The 19,385-nt window shown below is 67.2% G+C and carries 16 protein-coding genes; 13 read left to right on the top strand and 3 right to left on the bottom strand.

The features are described 5' to 3' along the window. Positions 1–67: 67 nt before the first annotated feature. From AC0662_RS24860 to AC0662_RS24850, 3 genes are all read left to right on the top strand, one after another. Positions 68–1,345: an NAD(P)/FAD-dependent oxidoreductase gene (locus AC0662_RS24860; protein WP_478303547.1), complete on the top strand. Its 1,278-nt coding sequence runs from the start codon at positions 68–70 to the stop codon at positions 1,343–1,345. 246 nt (positions 1,346–1,591) lie between these two features. Next, positions 1,592–1,993, top strand: a complete 402-nt coding sequence (locus AC0662_RS24855; protein ID WP_452198089.1) for a VOC family protein — start codon at positions 1,592–1,594, stop codon at positions 1,991–1,993. A 109-nt stretch (positions 1,994–2,102) separates the two neighbouring features. Then, positions 2,103–2,897 carry a hypothetical protein gene (locus AC0662_RS24850; protein ID WP_452198087.1) on the top strand — a complete coding sequence of 265 codons (795 nt, stop codon included), beginning with the start codon at positions 2,103–2,105 and terminating at the stop codon, positions 2,895–2,897. A 21-nt stretch (positions 2,898–2,918) separates the two neighbouring features. Here AC0662_RS24850 and trxA read toward each other — a convergent pair whose 3' ends face one another. Together trxA and AC0662_RS24840 are read right to left on the bottom strand one after the other, a co-directional pair. Continuing rightward, on the bottom strand, positions 2,919–3,308 hold the full coding sequence (gene trxA / locus AC0662_RS24845) for a thioredoxin (RefSeq protein WP_452198085.1): 390 nt from the start codon (positions 3,306–3,308) through the stop codon (positions 2,919–2,921). 162 nt (positions 3,309–3,470) lie between these two features. Then, complete coding sequence (locus AC0662_RS24840) at positions 3,471–4,346, bottom strand: aldo/keto reductase (RefSeq protein WP_452198083.1); 876 nt, start codon at positions 4,344–4,346, stop codon at positions 3,471–3,473. A gap of 446 nt (positions 4,347–4,792) precedes the next feature. On the opposite strand from AC0662_RS24840, the gene AC0662_RS24835 reads away from it, so the two are divergent. From AC0662_RS24835 to AC0662_RS24800, 8 genes are all read left to right on the top strand, one after another. Then, positions 4,793–6,055 (top strand): hypothetical protein, encoded by a 1,263-nt coding sequence (locus AC0662_RS24835; RefSeq protein WP_478303544.1) that lies wholly within the window; start codon positions 4,793–4,795, stop codon positions 6,053–6,055. Positions 6,056–6,104: 49 nt separating this feature from the next. After that, the gene (locus AC0662_RS24830) at positions 6,105–6,392 is read left to right on the top strand and encodes a hypothetical protein (protein WP_134118528.1); all 288 of its coding nucleotides are present in this window, start codon (positions 6,105–6,107) and stop codon (positions 6,390–6,392) included. Further along, on the top strand, positions 6,392–6,955 hold the full coding sequence (locus AC0662_RS24825; protein WP_452198079.1) for a hypothetical protein: 564 nt from the start codon (positions 6,392–6,394) through the stop codon (positions 6,953–6,955). The genes AC0662_RS24830 and AC0662_RS24825 overlap by 1 nt, the downstream gene beginning before the upstream one ends. Continuing rightward, positions 6,952–10,308, top strand: a complete 3,357-nt coding sequence (locus AC0662_RS24820) for an ATP-binding protein (protein ID WP_478303541.1) — start codon at positions 6,952–6,954, stop codon at positions 10,306–10,308. The genes AC0662_RS24825 and AC0662_RS24820 overlap by 4 nt, the downstream gene beginning before the upstream one ends. Positions 10,309–10,472: 164 nt before the next feature. After that, positions 10,473–12,338 (top strand): hypothetical protein, encoded by a 1,866-nt coding sequence (locus tag AC0662_RS24815; protein ID WP_478303539.1) that lies wholly within the window; start codon positions 10,473–10,475, stop codon positions 12,336–12,338. Positions 12,339–12,345: 7 nt separating this feature from the next. After that, positions 12,346–13,215 carry a hypothetical protein gene (locus AC0662_RS24810; protein WP_478303537.1) on the top strand — a complete coding sequence of 290 codons (870 nt, stop codon included), beginning with the start codon at positions 12,346–12,348 and terminating at the stop codon, positions 13,213–13,215. Positions 13,216–13,237: 22 nt separating this feature from the next. Beyond that, positions 13,238–14,383 carry a VldE C-terminal domain-containing protein gene (locus AC0662_RS24805; protein ID WP_478303535.1) on the top strand — a complete coding sequence of 382 codons (1,146 nt, stop codon included), beginning with the start codon at positions 13,238–13,240 and terminating at the stop codon, positions 14,381–14,383. 234 nt (positions 14,384–14,617) lie between these two features. Further along, entirely contained in the window at positions 14,618–15,454 is an 837-nt protein-coding gene (locus AC0662_RS24800) for a M48 family metalloprotease (protein WP_478303533.1), read from the top strand. Positions 15,455–15,488: 34 nt separating this feature from the next. On the opposite strand, the gene AC0662_RS24795 is transcribed toward AC0662_RS24800, so the two are convergent. Further along, positions 15,489–16,589: a winged helix DNA-binding domain-containing protein gene (locus AC0662_RS24795; protein ID WP_478303531.1), complete on the bottom strand. Its 1,101-nt coding sequence runs from the start codon at positions 16,587–16,589 to the stop codon at positions 15,489–15,491. A gap of 185 nt (positions 16,590–16,774) precedes the next feature. Here AC0662_RS24795 and AC0662_RS24790 point away from each other — a divergent pair, with 185 nt between their 5' ends. Then, positions 16,775–18,244: a M4 family metallopeptidase gene (locus tag AC0662_RS24790; protein WP_478303529.1), complete on the top strand. Its 1,470-nt coding sequence runs from the start codon at positions 16,775–16,777 to the stop codon at positions 18,242–18,244. Positions 18,245–18,400: 156 nt separating this feature from the next. Then, positions 18,401–19,336: an oxidoreductase gene (locus AC0662_RS24785; RefSeq protein WP_478303527.1), complete on the top strand. Its 936-nt coding sequence runs from the start codon at positions 18,401–18,403 to the stop codon at positions 19,334–19,336. The last annotated feature ends 49 nt before the right edge of the window (positions 19,337–19,385 follow it).

The following is a 19,385-nucleotide window of genomic DNA, read 5'->3' as shown; positions in this document are numbered from 1 at the left end:
GTCATTTGTCCCGTCAATGGTGTGATCGCACCATGACAGCGGCGCGCGGCGGCCGCACCATCGATACATGACCACAGCTGGTTCCGTACCTGGTGCAAGCCACATCGTCCCCGACCGCGTCGCCGTCGTCGGCGCGGGCATGGTCGGCCTGGCCACCGCCTGGTTCCTCCAGGAGGCCGGCGTCGAGGTGACGGTGCTCGATCGCGAAGGTGTCGCCGCAGGCGCGTCCTGGGGCAACGCCGGTTGGCTGACCCCCGGCCTGGCCACCCCGCTGCCCGAACCAGCGGTCCTCAAGTACGGCGTCCGCGCGGTGCTGAGCCCTGCCTCACCGGTGTACGTTCCACCGACCGCGAGCCCGCGGCTCCTCAAGTTCCTCACCCGCTTCGCTCGCAACAGCACCGCCGGACGCTGGAAGACCGCCATGGAGGCGCTGGTTCCGATCAACCGGCAGTCCCTGAGCGCGTTCGACTTCCTGGCCAAGGCCGGCGTCGAGGCGCAGACCTACGAGGCCAAGTCGTTCCTGGCCGCGTACCGCACCGTCGAGGAGCGCAAGGTGCTGCTCGAGGAGATCCAGCAGATCCACGCCGCCGGTCAGGGCATCGAGTTCGAGGCGATCAGCGGCGACGACGCCCGTGAGATCGAGCCGTCGCTGTCCGACGAGATCGGCGCGGCGATCCGGCTGCACGGGCAGCGCTTCATCAACCCCGGTGAGTACGTCCGGCTGCTCGCCGACTCCGTGATCGCCCGCGGCGGGCAGATCATCAGTGGCGTGGTGGTCAAGGACATCGTCGACGAAATCCGCGGCGTCCGGCTGATCACCGGGGACGGCGAGACCGACCCGTTCGACGCGGTGGTGATGGCAACCGGCGCGTGGCTCGGCGACCTGGCGCGGCAGTTCGGCGTGAAGACCGTCGTACAGGCCGGGCGTGGGTACAGCTTCAGCGTGCCGATGGCGCACGTGCCGGCCGGCCCGGTGTACTTCCCGGCGCAGCGGATCGCCTGCACGCCGCTGGGGGACCGGCTCCGGGTCGCCGGGATGATGGAGTTCCGCAAGCCCGACGCGAAGCTCGACCCGCGGCGGATCGACGCGATCGTCGACGCCGCCCGGCCGCTGCTGCGGGACGCCGACCTGGACGCCCGGACGTTCGAGTGGGTCGGCCCGCGGCCGTGCACCCCGGACGGCCTGCCGCTGATCGGCGCGACCGCGTCGCCGCGGGTGTACGCCGCCGGTGGGCACGGGATGTGGGGGATCACGCTCGGCCCGGTCACCGGCCAGTTGCTCGCGGAGACCATCACCACCGGCCGTGCGCCCGCGGAGCTGCGTCCGTTCAACCCACTTCGCTGACGACGGCTTGGAGGGGCGCCAACGACGTGGCCCCTCCATCCCGCTGACCGTCATCTCGAGCAGCCCTTTCGGTGACCCTCCTCGGGCAGCGCCTCATCTGCCCGCGCCTCCTCAGGCCACCACGTTGCCGCTCCGGTCAGCACCGAGAGCGGGCCCTGGCTGACATCCCCTGCCCGGGGCCCGCTCTCTGTTTTGTCGGTGTCGCGTGCAACCATCTGCTTTCCGACGTTCTGGGGAGGATCTGTCATGGTGCTGCGCTGGTACACGGTCGTGATCGACTGTCACGACGTCCGAAAGCAGGCGGCCTGGTGGGCCGAGGCCTTCGGCTGGAAGACGATCCACGAGAGCGACGACGAGTGCGTGAACGTCCCCGCCTGGGTCGAGCTCGAGACCGTCGAGGACACCCCCTGGGAGCGCATCGGCCCCGGCATGGTCTTCGTCCCGGTCCCGGAGGGCAAGTCGGTCAAGAACCGCCTGCACCTCGACTTCGCACCACACACCAGCCAGGACCGCGACGCCGAGATCGCCCGCCTGGAAGCCCTCGGCGCCCGCCGCGCCGACATCGGCCAGCCCACCGACGCGACCTTCACCGTCCTCACCGACCCCGAAGGCAACGAATTCTGCGTCCTCAGCTCCAGAGACTCCTAGATCCACGAGCTGACGGCCGGTGTGCCGGGTGCATCGGCTGACCGCTTGCTGATTGCTGATCAAGGCGGGCACGATCAGGACACCGGGTTGCGACGGACGGAGGCGGGGCGTGATGTCGAACGTGAACGGACCACCGCCACCACCTGCGCCGCGGCGTGTGGGCGGCACGGGTGCGCCCGCGTGGGCGGCGAAGGCTCGGCCGGTGGTGGACGTGGTGGCGCGGATTCTGTGCCTGCTGCTGGGTGGCGCCTTGCTTGTCGCCGGCATCGTCGGGCTGTTCACCGGCGTCAGCGAAGGGCAGTTGGTGACGGTGCTCGCTGCCGGCCTGCTGCTCCTGGTGATGCCGTCGATCGTCGACCGGATCCGGACGATGAAACTCGGCTCGTTCGAAGTGGATCTGCTGCGCCAGATGGCGGAGACCGCGAAGAAGACGGCCGAAACGCTGGAGCGGCTCGGGATGGGGCCCGAGCTCTCGGCGTACGCGACGATCTACTCCGAGCTTCGTGAGGAGCAGCTCACCCCGTTGCGCGGCCTGATCATGGACCGGATTCTCCAGCGGGTCGCGAACGCTGCCGCGGTGGAGAAGTTCGACAAGGACGAAGTACGGGACTTGTTCGTCACCGGCTCACCGGTGGTCCGGGTGCTCGCCCTCGGTCTGATGGAGGGCGACCGTTCGCTGATCGACAGCGACGTACTGCTCGAGGCGATCCGCGGACCGCTGACCGCCAACGAGCAGTACCACGCGTTGAAGCTGGTGCAGAGCGGCTGGGGACGGCTCACGCCCGGCGAGCGCAATCAGCTGCTGGCCGCGCTCGACCACAACCCGAAGCTCCAGATGGGCCCGGACCGGATCGCCCTGGCACAACAGATCCGGGAGCTCGATGCGAACTCCCGGATCCGTTGAAGCGTTTGACCTGCTTGTAGATCAGTGCGTGTGCGGCTCGGTGCCGTGCTCCGCCTCGTGGGCGGCGATCTGGGCCTTGACCTCTTCCATGTCCACCGCGCGCAGCTGCCCGATCAGGTCCTCCAGGCTCGCCGCCGGCAGCGCACCGGCCTGCGAGTACAGGACGACGCCGTCGCGAACCGCCATCAGGGTCGGAATGGACGCGATCTGGAAGGCCTGCGCCAGCTCGGCCTGAGCCTCGGTGTCGACCTTGCCGAAGGTGATGTCCTCGTGCGTCTCGGACGACTTCTCGAAAACCGGTCCGAACATCTTGCACGGGCCACACCACTCGGCCCAGAAATCCACGAGTACGAGACCGTCGCCACCGACCACCTCGTTGAAGTTGTCCTGGGTCAGCTCGACCGTTGCCACTACGACCTCCGAAAGTAGATGAGTACACCGCAGTCAACACCGAGCGGGGTCTCGGTTGTTCCCGGACCCCGCACGTGTCTCATCCGGGCATGCCGACAGAAAGTCGTACGCCGTACGACCTGACCGGAATCCGGAGTCTCGAATGTGACCTGGGCCACTCTCCTAGATCGGAATGTCCACGAAGGGTGACGCGTAGTCCTGGACCTCTTGCAGGATCGATGCGGCCGCTTCCGGAGAGAGATCGGCCCGCTCGCGTTCCGCGACGATCATCTGCTGCAGTAGCCGGGTCTCACCTGCGGTAGCCAGGCCGGTGATCTCCGGATGCCCGTTCAGCAGCCAGGCGGTGGCGGCCGTGATGTAACGCTGCTCGTCGAACGGTCGGTACCAGGTGTCGTACGTCTTCTGCTCGCCGTCGGCCCAGTTCCGCCGGGCGATCATCTTGATCGTCATCAGGGCCGCGTCCGAGGCCTTCACGGCCTCGACCAGGGCCGCGTAGTCGGCGGCGTACTGCGGGTCCGTGGACAGCTTGTAGTTGAGCGGCGTCAGCACGCTGTCGAAGTCGAACCGGCGCAGGCCCTCGGTGTGCACCGACGGCGCCTGCGCGGTGTGGCCGGTGATGCCGATCGCCCGGACCATGCCCTCGTCCTTGGCCCGGACCGCCGCCTCCAGCGAACCGCCCTTGCCGGTGACGAGATCCAGGTTCTCCAGATCGCAGACCGCGTGCATCTGAATCAGATCGACGTGGTCGGTCTGCAGCCGCTCCAGGGACCGGTTGATCTCGCTCCAGGCCTCCTCGAAGGTCCGGCGACCGGTCTTGGTGGCGAGGAAGATGCGGTCCCTGATCTCCGGCATCCGGGGCCCGAGCCGCAGCTCGGCGTCGCCATAGTCGGCGGCGACGTCGAAATGGTTGATGCCGGCATCGAGGGCCTCCTGGATCGAGGCGTCGGCGCGGTCCTGGTCGACACCGCCGAGCGATGCGGCGCCGTAGATGAGTACCGAGCTCTCGTGGCCGAGACGGCCCAGTCGGCGAGTTTCCATCCTGGTCCTCCAGGGGGTAGCAGGGGTCACTCCGACCTTATGCCCGGAAGTCCTGCTGGCAAGCGGTTGTCCGAAGCCGATTTTGACCCCTCGCCACGGGAGAGTTTTCCACAGGCGGGCCCGCTCGATCGGTTACTATGCGTGATCAGGTGATGCGTTCTTTTACCCTGTTCTTCGCACGGATTTTCGAACCTGTCCGCGGCGTGTGGCATGGTGTGCGCTGCTTGCTCGGACCCCGAGTAGGCATGAGAGAGGAGCTATGACGACGGTACCGAAGGTGTCGCGGCTTGCCGTTCAGGGTGACACCGCCCGCGAGTCGGGTAACAGTATGGCTGCGGGGAGCGATGGAGCATCCGGATGCCGGGCTCAGGCCTCCCGGAGGATGGTTGCGTGCCGTATCCTCGCGGCTACTGTCCGCGTAACTGCTGTCTGAGGGGCGGGTAGGGATGAGTTGGTGGCGAACGTTACTGAACCTGCCGCCACAAGGTGAGCACTGGTCGGACCAGCGCCGGACGAAGAAACCGGGCAAGGGACGCCCGCAGAGCACCGCGCCGGAGTGGTGGGACCACCCCGGTGGTCCGGTGTCACCCGGTCCTCGCCAGGCGCAGGGCGTGGCCGCGCAGTACTCCGCTCCGCAGGGCAAGACCCCGCCGCCACCCGGCGGTGTGATGGCTCCGCCCCGTCGTCCCGCCGCTCGCGGCCAGGACGGCGCGCCGCAGGACCCTGAACACCGCTCACCCGAGCGTTTGAAGCAGCGTTCTCCGCATGGCGCACAGGGCGCCCACGCCGCGCCGGGCCAGGCCCGCGAGGTGATGGGGCCCGGGCAGGCGCCGTGGTCGACCGAGCCGGAGTCGTCGTTCTCCACCTGGGCCCGGCGGTTCTTTCGCGGGCTCGTGGTCGTCGTACTGCTGCTGGCCGCGATCAGCGGTATCCGCTCCTGGGTCAGCCCGAACCGGACGCAGCAACCGGTGGTCAGTGGGCAGAGCAGCTTCCCGGCCGACGAGGCCCGCGCGGTCGCGACGCGGTACGCCGTCTCGTACCTGACCTGGGACGAGAACGCACCCGACGCCCGCCCGGCCCAGATCGGCCTCGACCTCGCGGCCGGCCTGGACAGCCGCGCGGGCTGGAACGGTCGCGGCAAGCAGACTGCCGACGTGGCCTACCCGGGGGAGGTCAAGACCGACTCCAACGGCCTCACAGGCACCGTCGACGTACGAGTGCGCGTGCACTCCTTCACCAAACAAGGCAGGGGCTGGGCGGCCGGTCCGGTCTCCTGGGACCGCGTATCGGTCCCAGTGGTCCGGACGGCGGCGCGCGTGGTGGTCAGCGGACCGCCGACGTTCGTGCCGGACGTCCGGGCTCCGCTGCCGGACAACATGCCGGGCGCGGGGGCGCCCGACGACGACCTGACCGCGGCGACGCAGAAGGACGCGGAAGCGTTCTTCAGCGCGTACGCCGAGTCGGACAACAAGGTGTCGGCCGTGACCTCGCCCGGCTCGACGATCCGCAGCCTGAACGGTGCGGTGAAGTTCGGGGTGCTGAAGGACTGGCAGGTCTACACCGGCAACGACGACGAGCGGCGGGCGACCGCCGCCGTCACCTGGGACGGCGTGGGTGACACCACGCTGGACCAGACCTACACGCTCACGCTGAGGCGTACTGTCGCCACGGACGGAGCACAGCGATGGCAAGTGGCTGCCGTCGGATGAATCCAGCGACTGGCCATCGGATGACCGAGGCAACAAGGGAGACACCTCAATGACGACGCACGAACTGGCTGCGAGCGTGGTTCAGCTTGCCGTGCCGATGGCCGACCCGAACGTCCCCACCGGTGCGGACTTCAAGGACTGGGTCCTGGTCATCGCGGGGAACATCTTCATCGCCATCCTCGTACTGCGGGCCATCGGCCACTACTTCAAGCGCGAGTGGGGCGAACTGTTCGGCCACATCGCGGCCGGGGTGCTGGTCGGCGGGCTGATCTACGCCAACAACCAGACCATCAACGTGCTCAAGGGCTTTTGGGGATTGCTGTCCGGGGGTAATTGATGCGCGTCGGCCGTACCCTTACCCACCACTTCGAGATCGAGACCCGGCAGTACGACCTGCTCGGTATCGACCTCGGAGAAGGCGCCCGGCGCCGGATGATCATCTTCGGTGCGGTGATCATCGTGCTCTGGGTCGCGCTGCTGTTCCCGTTCATCGGCGTACCGCAGAAACCCACCGTCAGTCTGTACGTCGTGCCGCCGTTCGTGATCACCGCGTTCGGCTGGCGACCGGGCAAGTTCCACGAACGCCGCCGCCGGGTGACCGAGTGGGCGCTCGCCGTGCGCTACGCGTTGCGGGCGCACCGGCCGATCATCGGTCTCGGTGCCCGGGCGGCCGACAAGTCGGAGTACCTGCCCTGGCGTGAGCGCGTCTCGACCCGGAAGGTCGCCGACCTGGCCAAGGCGCGGGTCACGCCGGAGTGGGAACGCGAGGTCGTCGTGGAGCTCGACCCGATGGTCCGCGCGGGTGCGGACATCACCGTCAACCAGCGAGCCCGGCTGCTGGGTTCGGATCACGTACAACGGGTCAGTCGCAGGACGTCATCAGGGAAGAGGCCTGGATGAAGATCGCTGACAAGCTTCTGAACCTGGTGGGGGTCGGTCGCGAGCGCGGCCTGCCTCCACCGCGTCTGGTGGCCATCGCCGACGGTCTGCTGGTCACCGAGCGAAGTGCCGAGGCGTGGTTCCTGATCTCGGTGGCGAACACCGACCTCGCCACCGAGGCCGAACAGGACGCCGCCCTCGACGCGGCGGTCAGCGCGGCCGCGACGATCCTCGGCGACCGGCTCAGCCACCTCAAGGTGGTCTGGGGCCGTTCGACCGGTCAGGACTACATCGATTCCGTCGCCGGTCACTACCGGCTCGGCGACCACGAGGCGTGGGCGCAGACCCGGGCCGACCGCATCGACGAGATGCGGATGCCGGAGCGGTACGTCGCCCTCGGCGTACACCTCAGCGATCGCGACCCGCGGGCGACCGCGCAGGTCCGCGGCTCGATCAGTGACGCGTTGGGTACGACGTCGTGGCGGGTCAGTGCGCGGGAGCTCGCGCACCTCGACGAGCGGGTGCGCAAGCTCGCTCGTCAGCTCGGCTCGACGGTCTGGCGGGCGCACACCGCGCCGGCCGAGGTGATCTCGTGGCTGATCAGCCGTGAGATGCACCGTGGCGCCGTCGCGGCGCCGCGCCGTGGCCTCATCACCGGCGCTGCACTGGCCCGACTGACGTCTGGCCGTGTGGTCCCGTACACCGACCACCTGCGCATCTACGACACCCGCGGCCAGATCGCGGCGTACACGACTGTGCTGGCAATGACGGACTTCCCCGAGGAGCTCGAGACGCCGGGCGCGGGGGAGTGGCTGCGGACGCTGTCCGAGATCAAGGCGATCGACGACGACGGCGACGAGATCGACGTCACCGTGGAGGCGTCGGTCCGCTTCCGGGTACTGACGAAGAAGACCGCGCGCCACCTGGTCGACGAGACCCGGAAGAGCGCGAAGGAACAACGCCGATCGGCCGCGAAGGGCACCGCGGAGGAGACCGCCGACGAGATCGTCGAGACCGAGCGCGTCATGCGCGAGGTCAAACGCGACATCAACCGGAGCGGTCTGACCCTGGTCGAGGATCACCCACGGCTGCTGGTCAGCGCGGACACCCGCGAGGACCTCGAGGCGTACGTCGACGCGGTCATCGCGCACTATGCGGATCGCGGCATCACGGTTGCCGCCGGCGCCGACGAGCAGCGCGACCTGTGGCTGGAGTCGTTGCCGGGCGACCAGTTGCGCGTGCCTGACCTCGGGCATGTGCGCGAGTCGACGGCGTTCTTCGGCTCCTGGTTCTGGGGCGGTGCGTCCATTGGTGACGCCACCGGTCCGGCGATTGGGTATCTGACGGGGTCGACGCCTGGTCTGGTGCGTTTCGACGCGGCCGCAGGTTCTGCGCTTGGTGACGCGACGACGACGCTCTTCCTGGGGCGGTCGGGTCGAGGGAAGACGACTGCCGCGATGATGGGCGGTCTCGACTCCGCGTTCGCCGGTGCATGGGTTCCGTTGCTGGACCTGAAGGGCGACGCCGCCGGTGTGTCCGCGGTCGCTGCCGAATACGGCGTACCCACTGCTGTCATCGAGATCACGGCACAGTTCTCCGGCGCCGCGGACCTGCTCCGCGTGCTGCCTGTCGACGATGCGTTGCTGCAGGCACCTTCGCAGCTGATGCTTCTGCTGCCGCCGCACCTGCGCGGCGCGGCCGAGGCGCCGGTCGTCGCCGCCACCCGTGCGGAGATCCAGTCACCGGATCCGTCCTCGTGGGGCGTGATCCAGCGACTGTGCAACTCCGAACAGGAAACCATCCGTACGGTCGGTTTCGCGTTGCGCGACCTGGTCGAAACCGGCCTCGGCTCGGTCGTCGCCGGACCGCCGTCCGGCCTCTCCTCGCTGACCACGAACCCAGGCCTCTGGGTCGTCCAGATGCCAGGCCTCACGCTGCCCTCACCCGAGGCGGCCCCCGAGTCCTGGTCCCCGATCGAACGTGTCGGCATGGCCTGCCTGCGCGGCTGCCTCGCCTGGATGGTCCGCACGACCGGCCGCCGCGAGTTCCGCGGCCGCTCGAAGGTCGTCATCGTCCCCGAGGTCCACCTGCTGACGAAGACGCCTGACGGCGCCTCGTTCCTCGACTACATCGCCCGTGTCGGCCGTGCCCTGGGCGCATCGCTGGTCCTCGACACCCAGGACCCCGCGTCGATCCTGAAGCTCCCGGGTCTGGTCGAGCAGATCACCACCCTGTTCGCGTTCAGCCTTCGCTCCCGCGAGCAGGTCGACTCCCTGCTGGAGCTCCTCGGTCGCCCGCAAACCCCGCCGTACCAGACCCTTGTCCGCGGCATCAACACCGCCGCCAACGGCAAATCCATCCGCCACGGCCACTGCATCATGCGCGACCGCTGGGACGAAGTAGCCACCGTCCAGATCGACATCCCCAGCCAACAGGTCGCCGCCCTCCTCCGCACCACCCCGGAGTCCGAACACTCCAAGGACACGAGCGACCCAGTGGCCACGGCGCCCGAGCCCGAAGACCCCTTCGCCGACGACGAAGAAGACCTCGAGCCCGCCGCCACCGCCCAAGCCCGCACACCCTCGGCACCAACCTCCAACGAGCCCACCGCGCCTCCGGCGGCGTCGACCACCCCCGCGCCCACTATGGCTCCGGCTCCATCGGCTGGGCCGACCACACCGGCGCCCACCAACGGCACCCGCGGACCGTCAGCCCCCACCGCTACGTCCCCCCAGGCCGGCCCCACCCAAAACGGCCAGCAGCCAACCGCACAACCCGGCTCCCAACCAACCGCACAACACGGCTCCCAACCAACCGCACAACACGGCTCCCAACCAACCGCACAACACGGCTCCCAACCAACCGCACAACACGGCTCCCAGCCGGCCGCCCAAAACGGCCAGACGTCAGCGCCCCAGAACGGCCAGCCGACCGCCCACGCCCAGGCGACGAATGGCCAGCCTGCATACACGCAAAACCAGCCGGCGCCTGGCTACGCGCAGAACCAGCCGGCGCCTGGCTACGCGCAGAACCAGCCGGCGCCCGGCCACGCGCAGCGCCCGCCGGCCGCTGGCTACGCGCAGACCCCGCTGGCACCGACCGCAGACAACGAACGGTCGACACCCGCGCAGCACGCGTCGTCGGCACCAGTGGAGGCACCGGGCGCACCGGTGGCCCAGCAAAACGGCCATCCCCCCACGCCCCCCAACGAGAACCACCACCCCCTCCGCCACGACTCCCCGATCGGCCCCGACGAGGTCTACGACCAAGAAGCCGACGAAGCGGCCTACAACGAGGCCATGTACCCGGCCTACGAAGACCCCGACAACCCCCAAAACACCAACCGCCCCGGCGGCAAGGAGCACGTCGCATGAGGTGGCCCCGCCGCCTCCGAAGAGCGGCCTTCGTCCTCTCGATCTCCTTCATAGTCTCCGCCCAACTAGCCCTAGCCGCAGACCCCAACCAGGGCCCCACAAACCCCACCGGCTTCGGTGACCTCCTGCCGACTCCCGATCTGACGCACGGGGATACGCGCACCTTGTTCGAGCAGTACAGCCCGACGGTCTATGGTCTGGACTTCGAAACCAGCTTCCGCGATCCCATGGAGGCTGTGTTCAACGGGTACGCGCACATGGTCATGCTCTACATCGTCGCGATTACTCGGGCAGCTATCTCTGTCGGCTGGTGGCTGTTCTCGTTCACCGACATGAAGCCCCTGACCGATACCGCGTCTTCGGCAATTGGGTTGGTGAACACACAACTCGCCGGTTGGTTGCTGCCGTCTGCGCTGGCGTTCGGTGCAATTGCGGCTTATGCGCAACGCCGAGCGAACGGCAGTGCAATGAGTCAGCTGGTGTGGGTCTTCGCCGCCGGGCTTCTCGCCACCAGCTTCGCCGTTGCACCGGCAACTTGGCTGCGCGGCGTTGACGGCGCGCGACAGATTGGATCAGACGCCGTTGTCGGAACCTCGACGGAGGTTCTCGGGGCGACGACAAAGGTGCCGATCGAATGGTCTGAACCGGCCTTCACGGGTTCGAAGCGGGACACTTTGCTGCGGAAGTCCGGAGACGCGACCTGGCGGGCTTTTGCTGCAACCCCGTGGTGCGTTGCCGAGTTCGGCTCCCTCCAGGCTTGTCAGCGCTACGGCAAAGCGATTCTCGACAAGGGGACAGACGGCGACGCCCGCAAGAGCTACATCGACCAGGAGGTCAGCAAGGCTGAAGGTGGGGGCAATGCGCCCACCGTGAAGTGGGCGAAAGGCGACAATCCGTTCGGTCGTGTCGGTGTACTGACTCTTGGCGCAATAGCGGCGACTCTGTTTGCATTTCTGACCGTGTCTCTCGCTTTTACCGCACTGATGGCCTTCATAGGCTGCATGATCCTGCTGGTGGTCGGGGTTCTGTTCACCTGCCTCTGGGCCATTCCGGGTCGGACCAGACAGTGGGGCATGAACTGGTTCGAGGCTTTGCTGGGCCTGGTCTTGCAGTCGATCCTCGCTCTACTTGTGTTCTCCACGACGTTGGCCCTCGTCACAGCGGTCTTCAGTCTTACCGACACACTTGGATGGCTGCCTGTCAGCGGCCTCGCGATCGCTGTTCTCATTGCAGGATTTCGCATGCGACGGCTCTTCGAGAGCATGAGTTCGATGATGCGGCCAGGGATGGGGAGCCTCGTCATGGGTGGCCTGGCGCGCCGAGGCGCGACGACCGCCGTACGACGGCTCTTGGGCGCCGTTGGCAGTCGAGCAGCGAGTCCGTCGGTCGCGGAGCGAGCTGCCAGAGGCGGCGGAGCGCAAGGTACGCAAGCCCAGCAGGCAACGTCCGTCCGCGTCTTCCGGCAGGCGCCGGCGCTCGGAGCTGGGCAACGTGTCATGGCTCCGCGACAGGCTCCGGGCTATGAACTTGGCTCTCCTGAACGTCGTGCCATAGATCCGGCTGGAGCGGGAGCGAGCGGGGTTCCCGGCGCCCGCAAGGACTCGCAGCTTGCACGTCTCGAGGACCAGGCCCGGGCAGTCGCCGGCGCGACGGCAGGGACGGTCGCTGCTTCACCAGGCGGAGACGGAGCCCTGGGCCGGCGTCGCGCGATTACTGTCGGACTGCCCGCCGCGTCGTCCAAGTCAGGGGCGGCCGCTGGTGTATCTCGGTCCGCGACCGCGAGCGGCGGATCAGCGAAAGCTGAAGCGCGACAGGCTAGGCATGCGAAGGCGTCCAAGAGTGACAGCCGCCCTGCGTCTCACAGCAGATTCGAACCACGAGTTCACACGCACTCAGCAAGCCTTCGCGATGGGCCTCCAAAGGCAAGTCGTGATCGCCGCAAGCCCGCATCCGGAGCGGGGCGGCGGTTCCGTGAGTACTCGAGTGTCACAAAGGATGGTGTGACAGTCATGGTGCCAACCCGCAGGTGACGATGCGATGAAAAAGCGAAGCAGCTCATCGCGACGTGAGGGCGCGGACGGATCGGCTAAGACCCGGCCGGATCAGCCGGCGAATTGGCGCGACATGGTTCGAACCGGATACGACTATCCGGACGAGATGGAGGACCTGACTCGCAAGGAGCGCCGTCAGGCGAGGCGTACCTGGCGCCGCGACGATCAGGCCCAACGTGTGGCGTGGCTGCGTCAGCAGCGGCGGGCCGAACCGACAAGCCCGGTCACTGTGATCGTGGCTGTCGTGATTCTTGCGATCGTTGTCCTCGGTCTCGGCGGAGGTCTGCCCCGCTTGCTCCGCGGCGATGAACGTTCTGGCGGCGGAGTCGGGGTATTGACTCCGTCCCGCCCACCGGACCAAGCGCAGACTCCGGTTGCGCCACAATCGACGGTGACGCCGTCAGGCACGGGGACTCTGCAGAACTCCACGCCACCGATCCTGACAGAGCGTCCTTCCGCGGCCGCGACGACCGCCGCACTCAACACCGTGAACGCCTGGGCGAGGGCGTTCTACACACGCGATCCGTCGGCCGAGACATATGAGAATCTCATCGACAAAACCGCGCCCTACATCACCACCGAGCTTGGTGAGAGTTTGCAGACTGAGGGCGACTCGACCTACGACGCCCTGAAGACTGACGGTGGAAAGTCCACCGTTTCCAACGTGAAGGTCGAGATGCCCAGGCCGGACTCGGCCCCAGTCGATACGCCGACCCGTATCAGCCGTCTGGTCACCATCACCATCGATGTCACCGGTAAGCGGCCCAATCGAATGATCCTGCCTTTGCTGCTCACGCTGGTGCCCGATGGCAGTAATTGGGTAATCAGTGATCTGAATGGCGGAACAGGTCCGTGAGCGAACGGGGTCAATGATGTTCATGGATCGCGATGCCGGCGGCGGCGTACTTGGAGCAGCCGCAGGCAAACTTCTGGGTCTGAAAGCGCTTGGAGTCATGGTCGTAGTAGGCCTGATGGGCCTGGTGCTGATCGTCCCTTTCGGTGCCGGTGGTAACAAGTTCCTTGCGAGTTGTCCAGCCAGCGATGGGAACCGAGCAGATGACCCGCCAGCCGATGCGCCGACGCGGGCGAGCCAGGTCGCCTTCGCGAAGATCATCGACAGCGTCGCCGTCGCGCGAGGCCTTCCGGGTCGGGCCACTCTGATCGCCTTGATGACGGCGCTTCAGGAATCCGGTCTGGAGAACATCGACTACGGTGACCGCGACTCGGTCGGATTGTTCCAACAGCGTCCTTCCGCGGGTTGGGGGACCGTGAAGCAGATCATGGATCCGACCTACGCGACGGAGGCATTCTTCGGCGGATCGAATCCGCCGAGCCCCCGGGGTCTGGTCGACATCGACGGATGGCCGTCGATGTCCTTCACGGACGCCGCGCAGGCAGTCCAGGTTTCGGCTTTCCCCGACGCCTACGCCAGGCATGAGCGAACTGCCCGCCAGATTGCGGCGGAGGCCGGCATCGACGTGGAGAGGTCCGGTGATCCGTACGCGGGACGCCTCGGGCTTCGGCGGCCCGTCGCCAGTCCCGCTCAGCAGACCGGCGCGGACGGCTGCGACAACGGCGGCGGCTTGATTGCGGGACGTCCCGTCAACGGGGTGTGGCCACCGCAGACTGCAAGCGTGACAGATCCGAGTGGTACCGGCGGTCTGGTGACCCAGCGCACCGCAGCATGGGTGAGTCAGGCGCGCGCCGCGTTGGCCAACCCGCCGATGAGCTGCTGGGATGCACACGCTTGGAACCCGACCAGTGACCATCCGAAAGGTAAGGCTTGCGACGTCTTCGTCGGCGGTGACTCGCGGCAGTCAGCTCCCGCTAGAACTAAGGGGGATCGCATCGCGAACTGGGCGATACAGACCGGGGGCACGACCGGCGTGCATTACGTCATCTGGTACGGAAAGATTTGGAGCGCTCGCACCGGGCAGTGGAAGGCCTACAACGGAGGCGGTGTCTACAACCCGACCGACGCGACAGGCGGCCACTACGATCACGTGCACGTGTCGCTCTACTGACTCCGACTATCGAGGCGGTACATGAACAGCTCGCAGGACCCGATTGATCGCTCCGGTGAGGGCTCTCGTGAGCGTGGCTCTCGAGACTGGGCATCGAGTGGATCGAACGGGGACAATGCCGTTCCACAGGTGCCGTTGCCACAGACTCCTCGGGTCCCCGAGCGTGCAAGCGGCGGAGCTCCTCAGGCTGACGTACCTGGTGGAGCAAGCACGGTTGCGGCCGAATGGATTGCCATGTTGCTCTGGGTCGCTGCGAGCTTTGTCATCATCTATTGGCTGTCAGGAACCTTCGACTGGAACGCCGTAGTCGTGATCGCCGTCTGGTTGCTCACCGGTTTCATCGTGCTGTGGCGCGAGTCGGACGGCCTGATCGCCCGCTTTCTGCTTGGACTACGCCGCCCGACGATGATCGAGAGTCAGCGTCTGGCGCCGATCTGGTTCGCACTCGCCGAGAGAGCGGGAGCCGATCCGAGCAAGTTCACGCTCTGGATCCGGACTGCCGAGACTCCGACTGGCTCGTCTACCGGTGGAAACACACTCTCGGTGACGAGTTGGGCGCTCTACACCTTGCCTCCGGGCCACCTCGAGTCGGCGTTGGCCCACGACCTGGCAGTGCGCCGACGCGGCCATCTCTTGGTGAGCCGCATCTTGCATTGGTACTCGGTGCCGGCTCGGATCATTGGCTTTCTGATTTGGCAGCTGCTCAAGCTGAGTCGGACGATTCCGGCCGTCGGATGCACGATCATCGGATTCTTGCTCGTCGCCTATCTCGGTCTGATCCTCGGCGCGCTGATCTTCTACGACAGCCTTGCCATGCCGCTGGCGTTTCTCGCGCCACTGTTCTCGCCGCTGCTGTTCATCGGCGCGAACAAGTTCGCGGAACGGATGGCCGACCATACGACCGCCGACCTTGGCTATGGGCGAAAGTTTCTTGAAGTCCTCTACGGGTGGCAGGCCGAGCACGAGCGCGGGCAACGCCGAGGAGCCTTTGCACAGCCGGACTGGCTCACCGGGCAACCATCAGTCGCTGAACGCATCAGCGCTCTCGAGGTCTATCTCCAACGCCGCTGACTCGCGCTTCTTGTCCACAGGTCGGATGTGCGGACTACGGGCCGAAGGTGACGGTGGCCTCTGCAGTTGGAGCCGTGAACGCGAGTAGCTCCTTGGCTTCGGCTTCGATGGATTCGTACATGTGGCTGCTGAGCTTGGTGATGGGCTTGATCTGCAGCATCACGGTCTGCTTGTTCTTCCTGGTGAGTTTCCAGAGGGCTGTGGCTTGGCCGCCGTGTAGGAGGGTGCCTTGGGTCAGGACCTCATGAAGGGACAAGGCGGCTCGTGTGGTGGGGGAGATGAAGCGGGTGCGGTCGGCGTGGGAGAGGAGGAGGTTGTCGTATTCGGGGAGGAAGCGGGTGGGGGCTTCGGTGTCTTCGGCGGGGAGGGCGAGGTCGGGGAGGTCGTAGAGGGTGCGGCCGGAGTCGAGGTCGGTGTAGGTGCGGAGGTCGAGGCGGTCGAAGATCTCGTTGAGGCGGGTGAGGCCGGACCAGGTTTGGGCGTCGGCGACCGAGGCGGGGCCGTAGGCGGCGAGGTAGCGGAGGACCATGGTGTCGACGGATGGGGCGGCGTCGACGGGGGAGTCGAGCCAGAGTTCGGCGGTGGACATGGTGGGGTTGCCGCCCTTGTTCCAGATGCCGCGGGGCGGGACCTGGATGGTGGGGAGCAGGCAGCGGACGGCGTGCGCCAGTGCGGCGGGCTCGCGGTCGGGGTAGAGCTTGGCCAGGTGGTCGCGGAGTTGGACGGCGGTGGCGGGGCTCTCGGTCATGCGGGCGATGCCGGCGGCCAGTACGGCGTCCATGTCCAGGCCCTCGAGGCGATGCCGGCCGTACGTGATGTTCTGGTAGACCTCGCGCTCCAGACGCGGCTGGATGAGCGGGCGGAAGGCCAGGAAGTCGCGGCTCGACACCAGGTGGATCGTTGCCCGCATCATCGAACCGCGGACGGCTTCGCGGTTCTCGAGGAGCGTGACCAGGTCGGCCGGGTCGAAGTTCGTGAGCCGGGTCCACAGACCGACGTACGGCGCTTGCGGGGATTGGGCCTGCATGCCGACGAGATGTTCGATCGCCTCGAGCGCGGTCGCGTCGTGGCGTTCGAGGAGCCACTGGCGGTGCAACGTGGCGCGGTTGAGGGCTTGCAGGCTCAGCTTGGACATGGCGGGATCCTCTCCGAATCGACGGGTCCAACACTAGGCGGAGTAGCGGTCAGGATCGGACCGCTACCGATCGGAGGGTTTCCCTTGTGCGTCCGGCTTTCCGCTTCCCTCGGTGTGCTGTGCCGAACTAGGGTTCGACGGATCGTAGTGATTGCGTTACGCACCATGAGCGTGGGAGGGAACGTATGAGGAGACGCCGCAAGGCGCTGATGGCCGTGACCGCCGGAGTGGCGACGATGTCGCTCGGGTTGTCCTTCACCAGCGCGGCGGGGGCCGCGCCGCAGGCAGCGACGGCGAACCCGGACGGGCTGCAGCTGATCAAGACCAAGACGTCGCTGCTCGGCAAGCACTATTGGTACCAGCAGACCTTCAAGGGGCTGCCGGTGATCAACGGGTACTACGCCAAGCACGTCGCGAAGGACGGCTCGGTGGAGGTCGCCGACGGACGCGACGCCGTACCGGCGAATCTGGACGTCAGCGCGACGGTCGCTTCGGCGTCCGCGACGCAGAGCGCGAACGCCACGGTCACCGCGCGGGCGAATCGGTCCCGATCGGGTGAGCCGGGCAAGAGCTTCGTCAAGCAGCCGGCCGCGACGAGCGGTGCCGCGCAGCTCGCGGTGATCGGCGGACCGAACGCCCGCCTGGTCTGGAACGTCACCAGCCGTTCGACCGAGGGTGTCAGCCGGTCGCTGGTCGACGCCAAGAGCGGCAGTGTTGTCGAGTCGAAGGTGATCAGCGACAACATCGACGGGCGCGGCTCGGTGTTCGACCCGAACCCGGTGGTCAGTGAGCAGAACGAGAAGCTGACCGATCAGAACGACAAGAACCAGGACGCGCTGTTCCTGGCGCAGAAGAACGTGATCCTGCGCAACCTGGACGGCTCCGGCAAGCTCAACGGCAGCTACGTCAACATCAAGGAAGCCAAGGGCGGTCTCGCGCAGAGCAAGACCAACACCTTCGTGTACCAGCGGCAGAACGACAAGTTCGAGCAGGTCATGTCGTACTACCACATCAACCAGGCGCAGGAGTACATCCAGCAACTGGGCTTCACCGAGGTGAACAACGAGTCCCAGGACGTGTCCGTCGACACCTACGCCGACGACAACTCGTTCTACGACCCGTCGACCGACATGATCACGTACGGCGAAGGCGGTGTCGACGACGCTGAGGACGCCGAGGTGATCTGGCACGAGTACGGTCACGCGATCCAGGACGACGTGGTGCCGGGCTTCGGTGAGTCGGAGCAGGGCGGTGCGATCGGCGAGGGCTTCGGTGACTACTGGGCCGTGACGATGTCGGTGCCGGTCAGCAAGGGGTTCAACCTGCCGTGCGTGATGGACTGGGACGCCACGTCGTACACGACGGACGAGCCGCACTGCCTGCGTCGTACGGACGGCACCAAGACCACCGACGACATCGACGGTGAGGTGCACGACGACGGCGAGATCTGGTCGCGGGCCCTGTGGGACATCCACCAGGCGCTCGGCCGGACCAAGGCGAACAAGCTGATCCTCGAGGCGACGTTCTTCTACGACCCCGACACCTCGTTCGCCGCCGCGGCCCAGGACACCGTCCAGGCGGCCCGGCTGCTCTACGGCAAGGCCGCGGCCACTCAGGTCACCAAGGCCTTCCAGGACCGCAAGATCCTGAAGTGACGACCCAGGTCATGCGCCCACCACTACTGTTGGGCGCATGACTGTATTCATGCCACGCCTCCGGCGCGGCGGGTCATGGGGCTTTGACTCCCGGCCTTCCCTCGTCTCTCCGGTCGCTTCGCTCCCTGCGTTCCTCAGTCCAGGCCGGGAGGCCCCATGACCTGGAGTACGGCGGACATTCCTGACCTGACCGGACGACGGGCGCTCGTTACCGGCGCCACGAGTGGGCTCGGGTACGAGACCGCGCTGGAGCTGCTCAGACACGGGGCGGATGTGCTCGTTGCCGCGCGCAACCCGGAGAAGGCGGCGCAGGCGGCGGAGCGACTGACGAAGTCGGCCGGGCGGGCGCCGACGGTGCTCGAACTCGACCTGGCCGATCTCGCGAGTGTCGCTCGGGCGGCCGACGAGGTCGTCAAGACATCCGACCGGCTGGATCTGCTGATCAACAACGCCGGCGTGATGGCACCGCCGTACCGGCAGACGATCGACGGGTTCGAGCTGCAGCTCGGGACCAACCATCTCGGGCACTTCGCGCTCACCGGGCGGCTGATGCCGTTGCTGCTCAAGACGCCGGCAAGCCGCGTCGTGACGGTCAGCTCGTTCATGCACAAGACCGTTCGGGGCATCAGCCAGGACGACCTGCGGCGGCCGGCGGGCAGCTACCGGAAGTGGGAGTCGTACGGGAAGTCGAAGCTCGCCAACCTGCTCTTCATGCTCGAGCTCGACCGGAGGCTTCGCGCTGCCGGGGCCGATGTGTTGAGCGTGGGGGCGCACCCTGGGTACGCCTCGACGCATTTGCAGGCCGCTGGGCCGGAGCTGGCCGGGCGGGTCTTCCAGGCGCAGGTCATGGCCACCGCCACTCGACTCGTCGCGCAGTCCGCGGCCGCCGGCGCGTGGCCGAGCCTGTACGCCGCGACGTACCCGGATCTGCGGCCGGGGTCGTTCGTCGGGCCGAGCTTCTTCGAATACCGGGGTGCGCCGAAGGTCGTGCTGCCGACGCGGACCGCGCAGGACCCGGAGCTGGCGAAGCGGCTCTGGGCGTGGTCGGTCGACGCGACCGGAGTGGATCCGGCACTCACCGTGCCGAAGTAGTGACACAGCGGCAACTTTCTGGTTACCCTCCGGTAGTTCCCAACGCCGG

The sequence above is a fragment of the Kribbella sp. NPDC043289 genome, assembly GCF_056436705.1.
The sequence above is the reverse complement of the archived record's forward strand: the minus strand, read 5'-3'. Positions and strand labels throughout refer to the sequence as shown.

Bases quoted from the DNA above. Each gene is read 5' to 3' on its own strand.
- AC0662_RS24860 (WP_478303547.1), top strand. From the start codon at position 68: ATGACCACAGCTGGTTCCGTACCTGGTGCAAGCCACATCGTCCCCGAC.
- AC0662_RS24855 (WP_452198089.1), top strand. From the start codon at position 1,592: ATGGTGCTGCGCTGGTACACGGTCGTGATCGACTGTCACGACGTCCGA.
- AC0662_RS24840 (WP_452198083.1), bottom strand. From the start codon at position 4,346: ATGGAAACTCGCCGACTGGGCCGTCTCGGCCACGAGAGCTCGGTACTC.
- AC0662_RS24835 (WP_478303544.1), top strand. From the start codon at position 4,793: ATGAGTTGGTGGCGAACGTTACTGAACCTGCCGCCACAAGGTGAGCAC.
- AC0662_RS24830 (WP_134118528.1), top strand. From the start codon at position 6,105: ATGACGACGCACGAACTGGCTGCGAGCGTGGTTCAGCTTGCCGTGCCG.
- AC0662_RS24825 (WP_452198079.1), top strand. From the start codon at position 6,392: ATGCGCGTCGGCCGTACCCTTACCCACCACTTCGAGATCGAGACCCGG.
- AC0662_RS24820 (WP_478303541.1), top strand. From the start codon at position 6,952: ATGAAGATCGCTGACAAGCTTCTGAACCTGGTGGGGGTCGGTCGCGAG.
- AC0662_RS24810 (WP_478303537.1), top strand. From the start codon at position 12,346: ATGAAAAAGCGAAGCAGCTCATCGCGACGTGAGGGCGCGGACGGATCG.
- AC0662_RS24805 (WP_478303535.1), top strand. From the start codon at position 13,238: ATGGATCGCGATGCCGGCGGCGGCGTACTTGGAGCAGCCGCAGGCAAA.
- AC0662_RS24800 (WP_478303533.1), top strand. From the start codon at position 14,618: ATGTTGCTCTGGGTCGCTGCGAGCTTTGTCATCATCTATTGGCTGTCA.
- AC0662_RS24795 (WP_478303531.1), bottom strand. From the start codon at position 16,589: ATGTCCAAGCTGAGCCTGCAAGCCCTCAACCGCGCCACGTTGCACCGC.
- AC0662_RS24790 (WP_478303529.1), top strand. From the start codon at position 16,775: ATGAGGAGACGCCGCAAGGCGCTGATGGCCGTGACCGCCGGAGTGGCG.
- AC0662_RS24785 (WP_478303527.1), top strand. From the start codon at position 18,401: ATGACCTGGAGTACGGCGGACATTCCTGACCTGACCGGACGACGGGCG.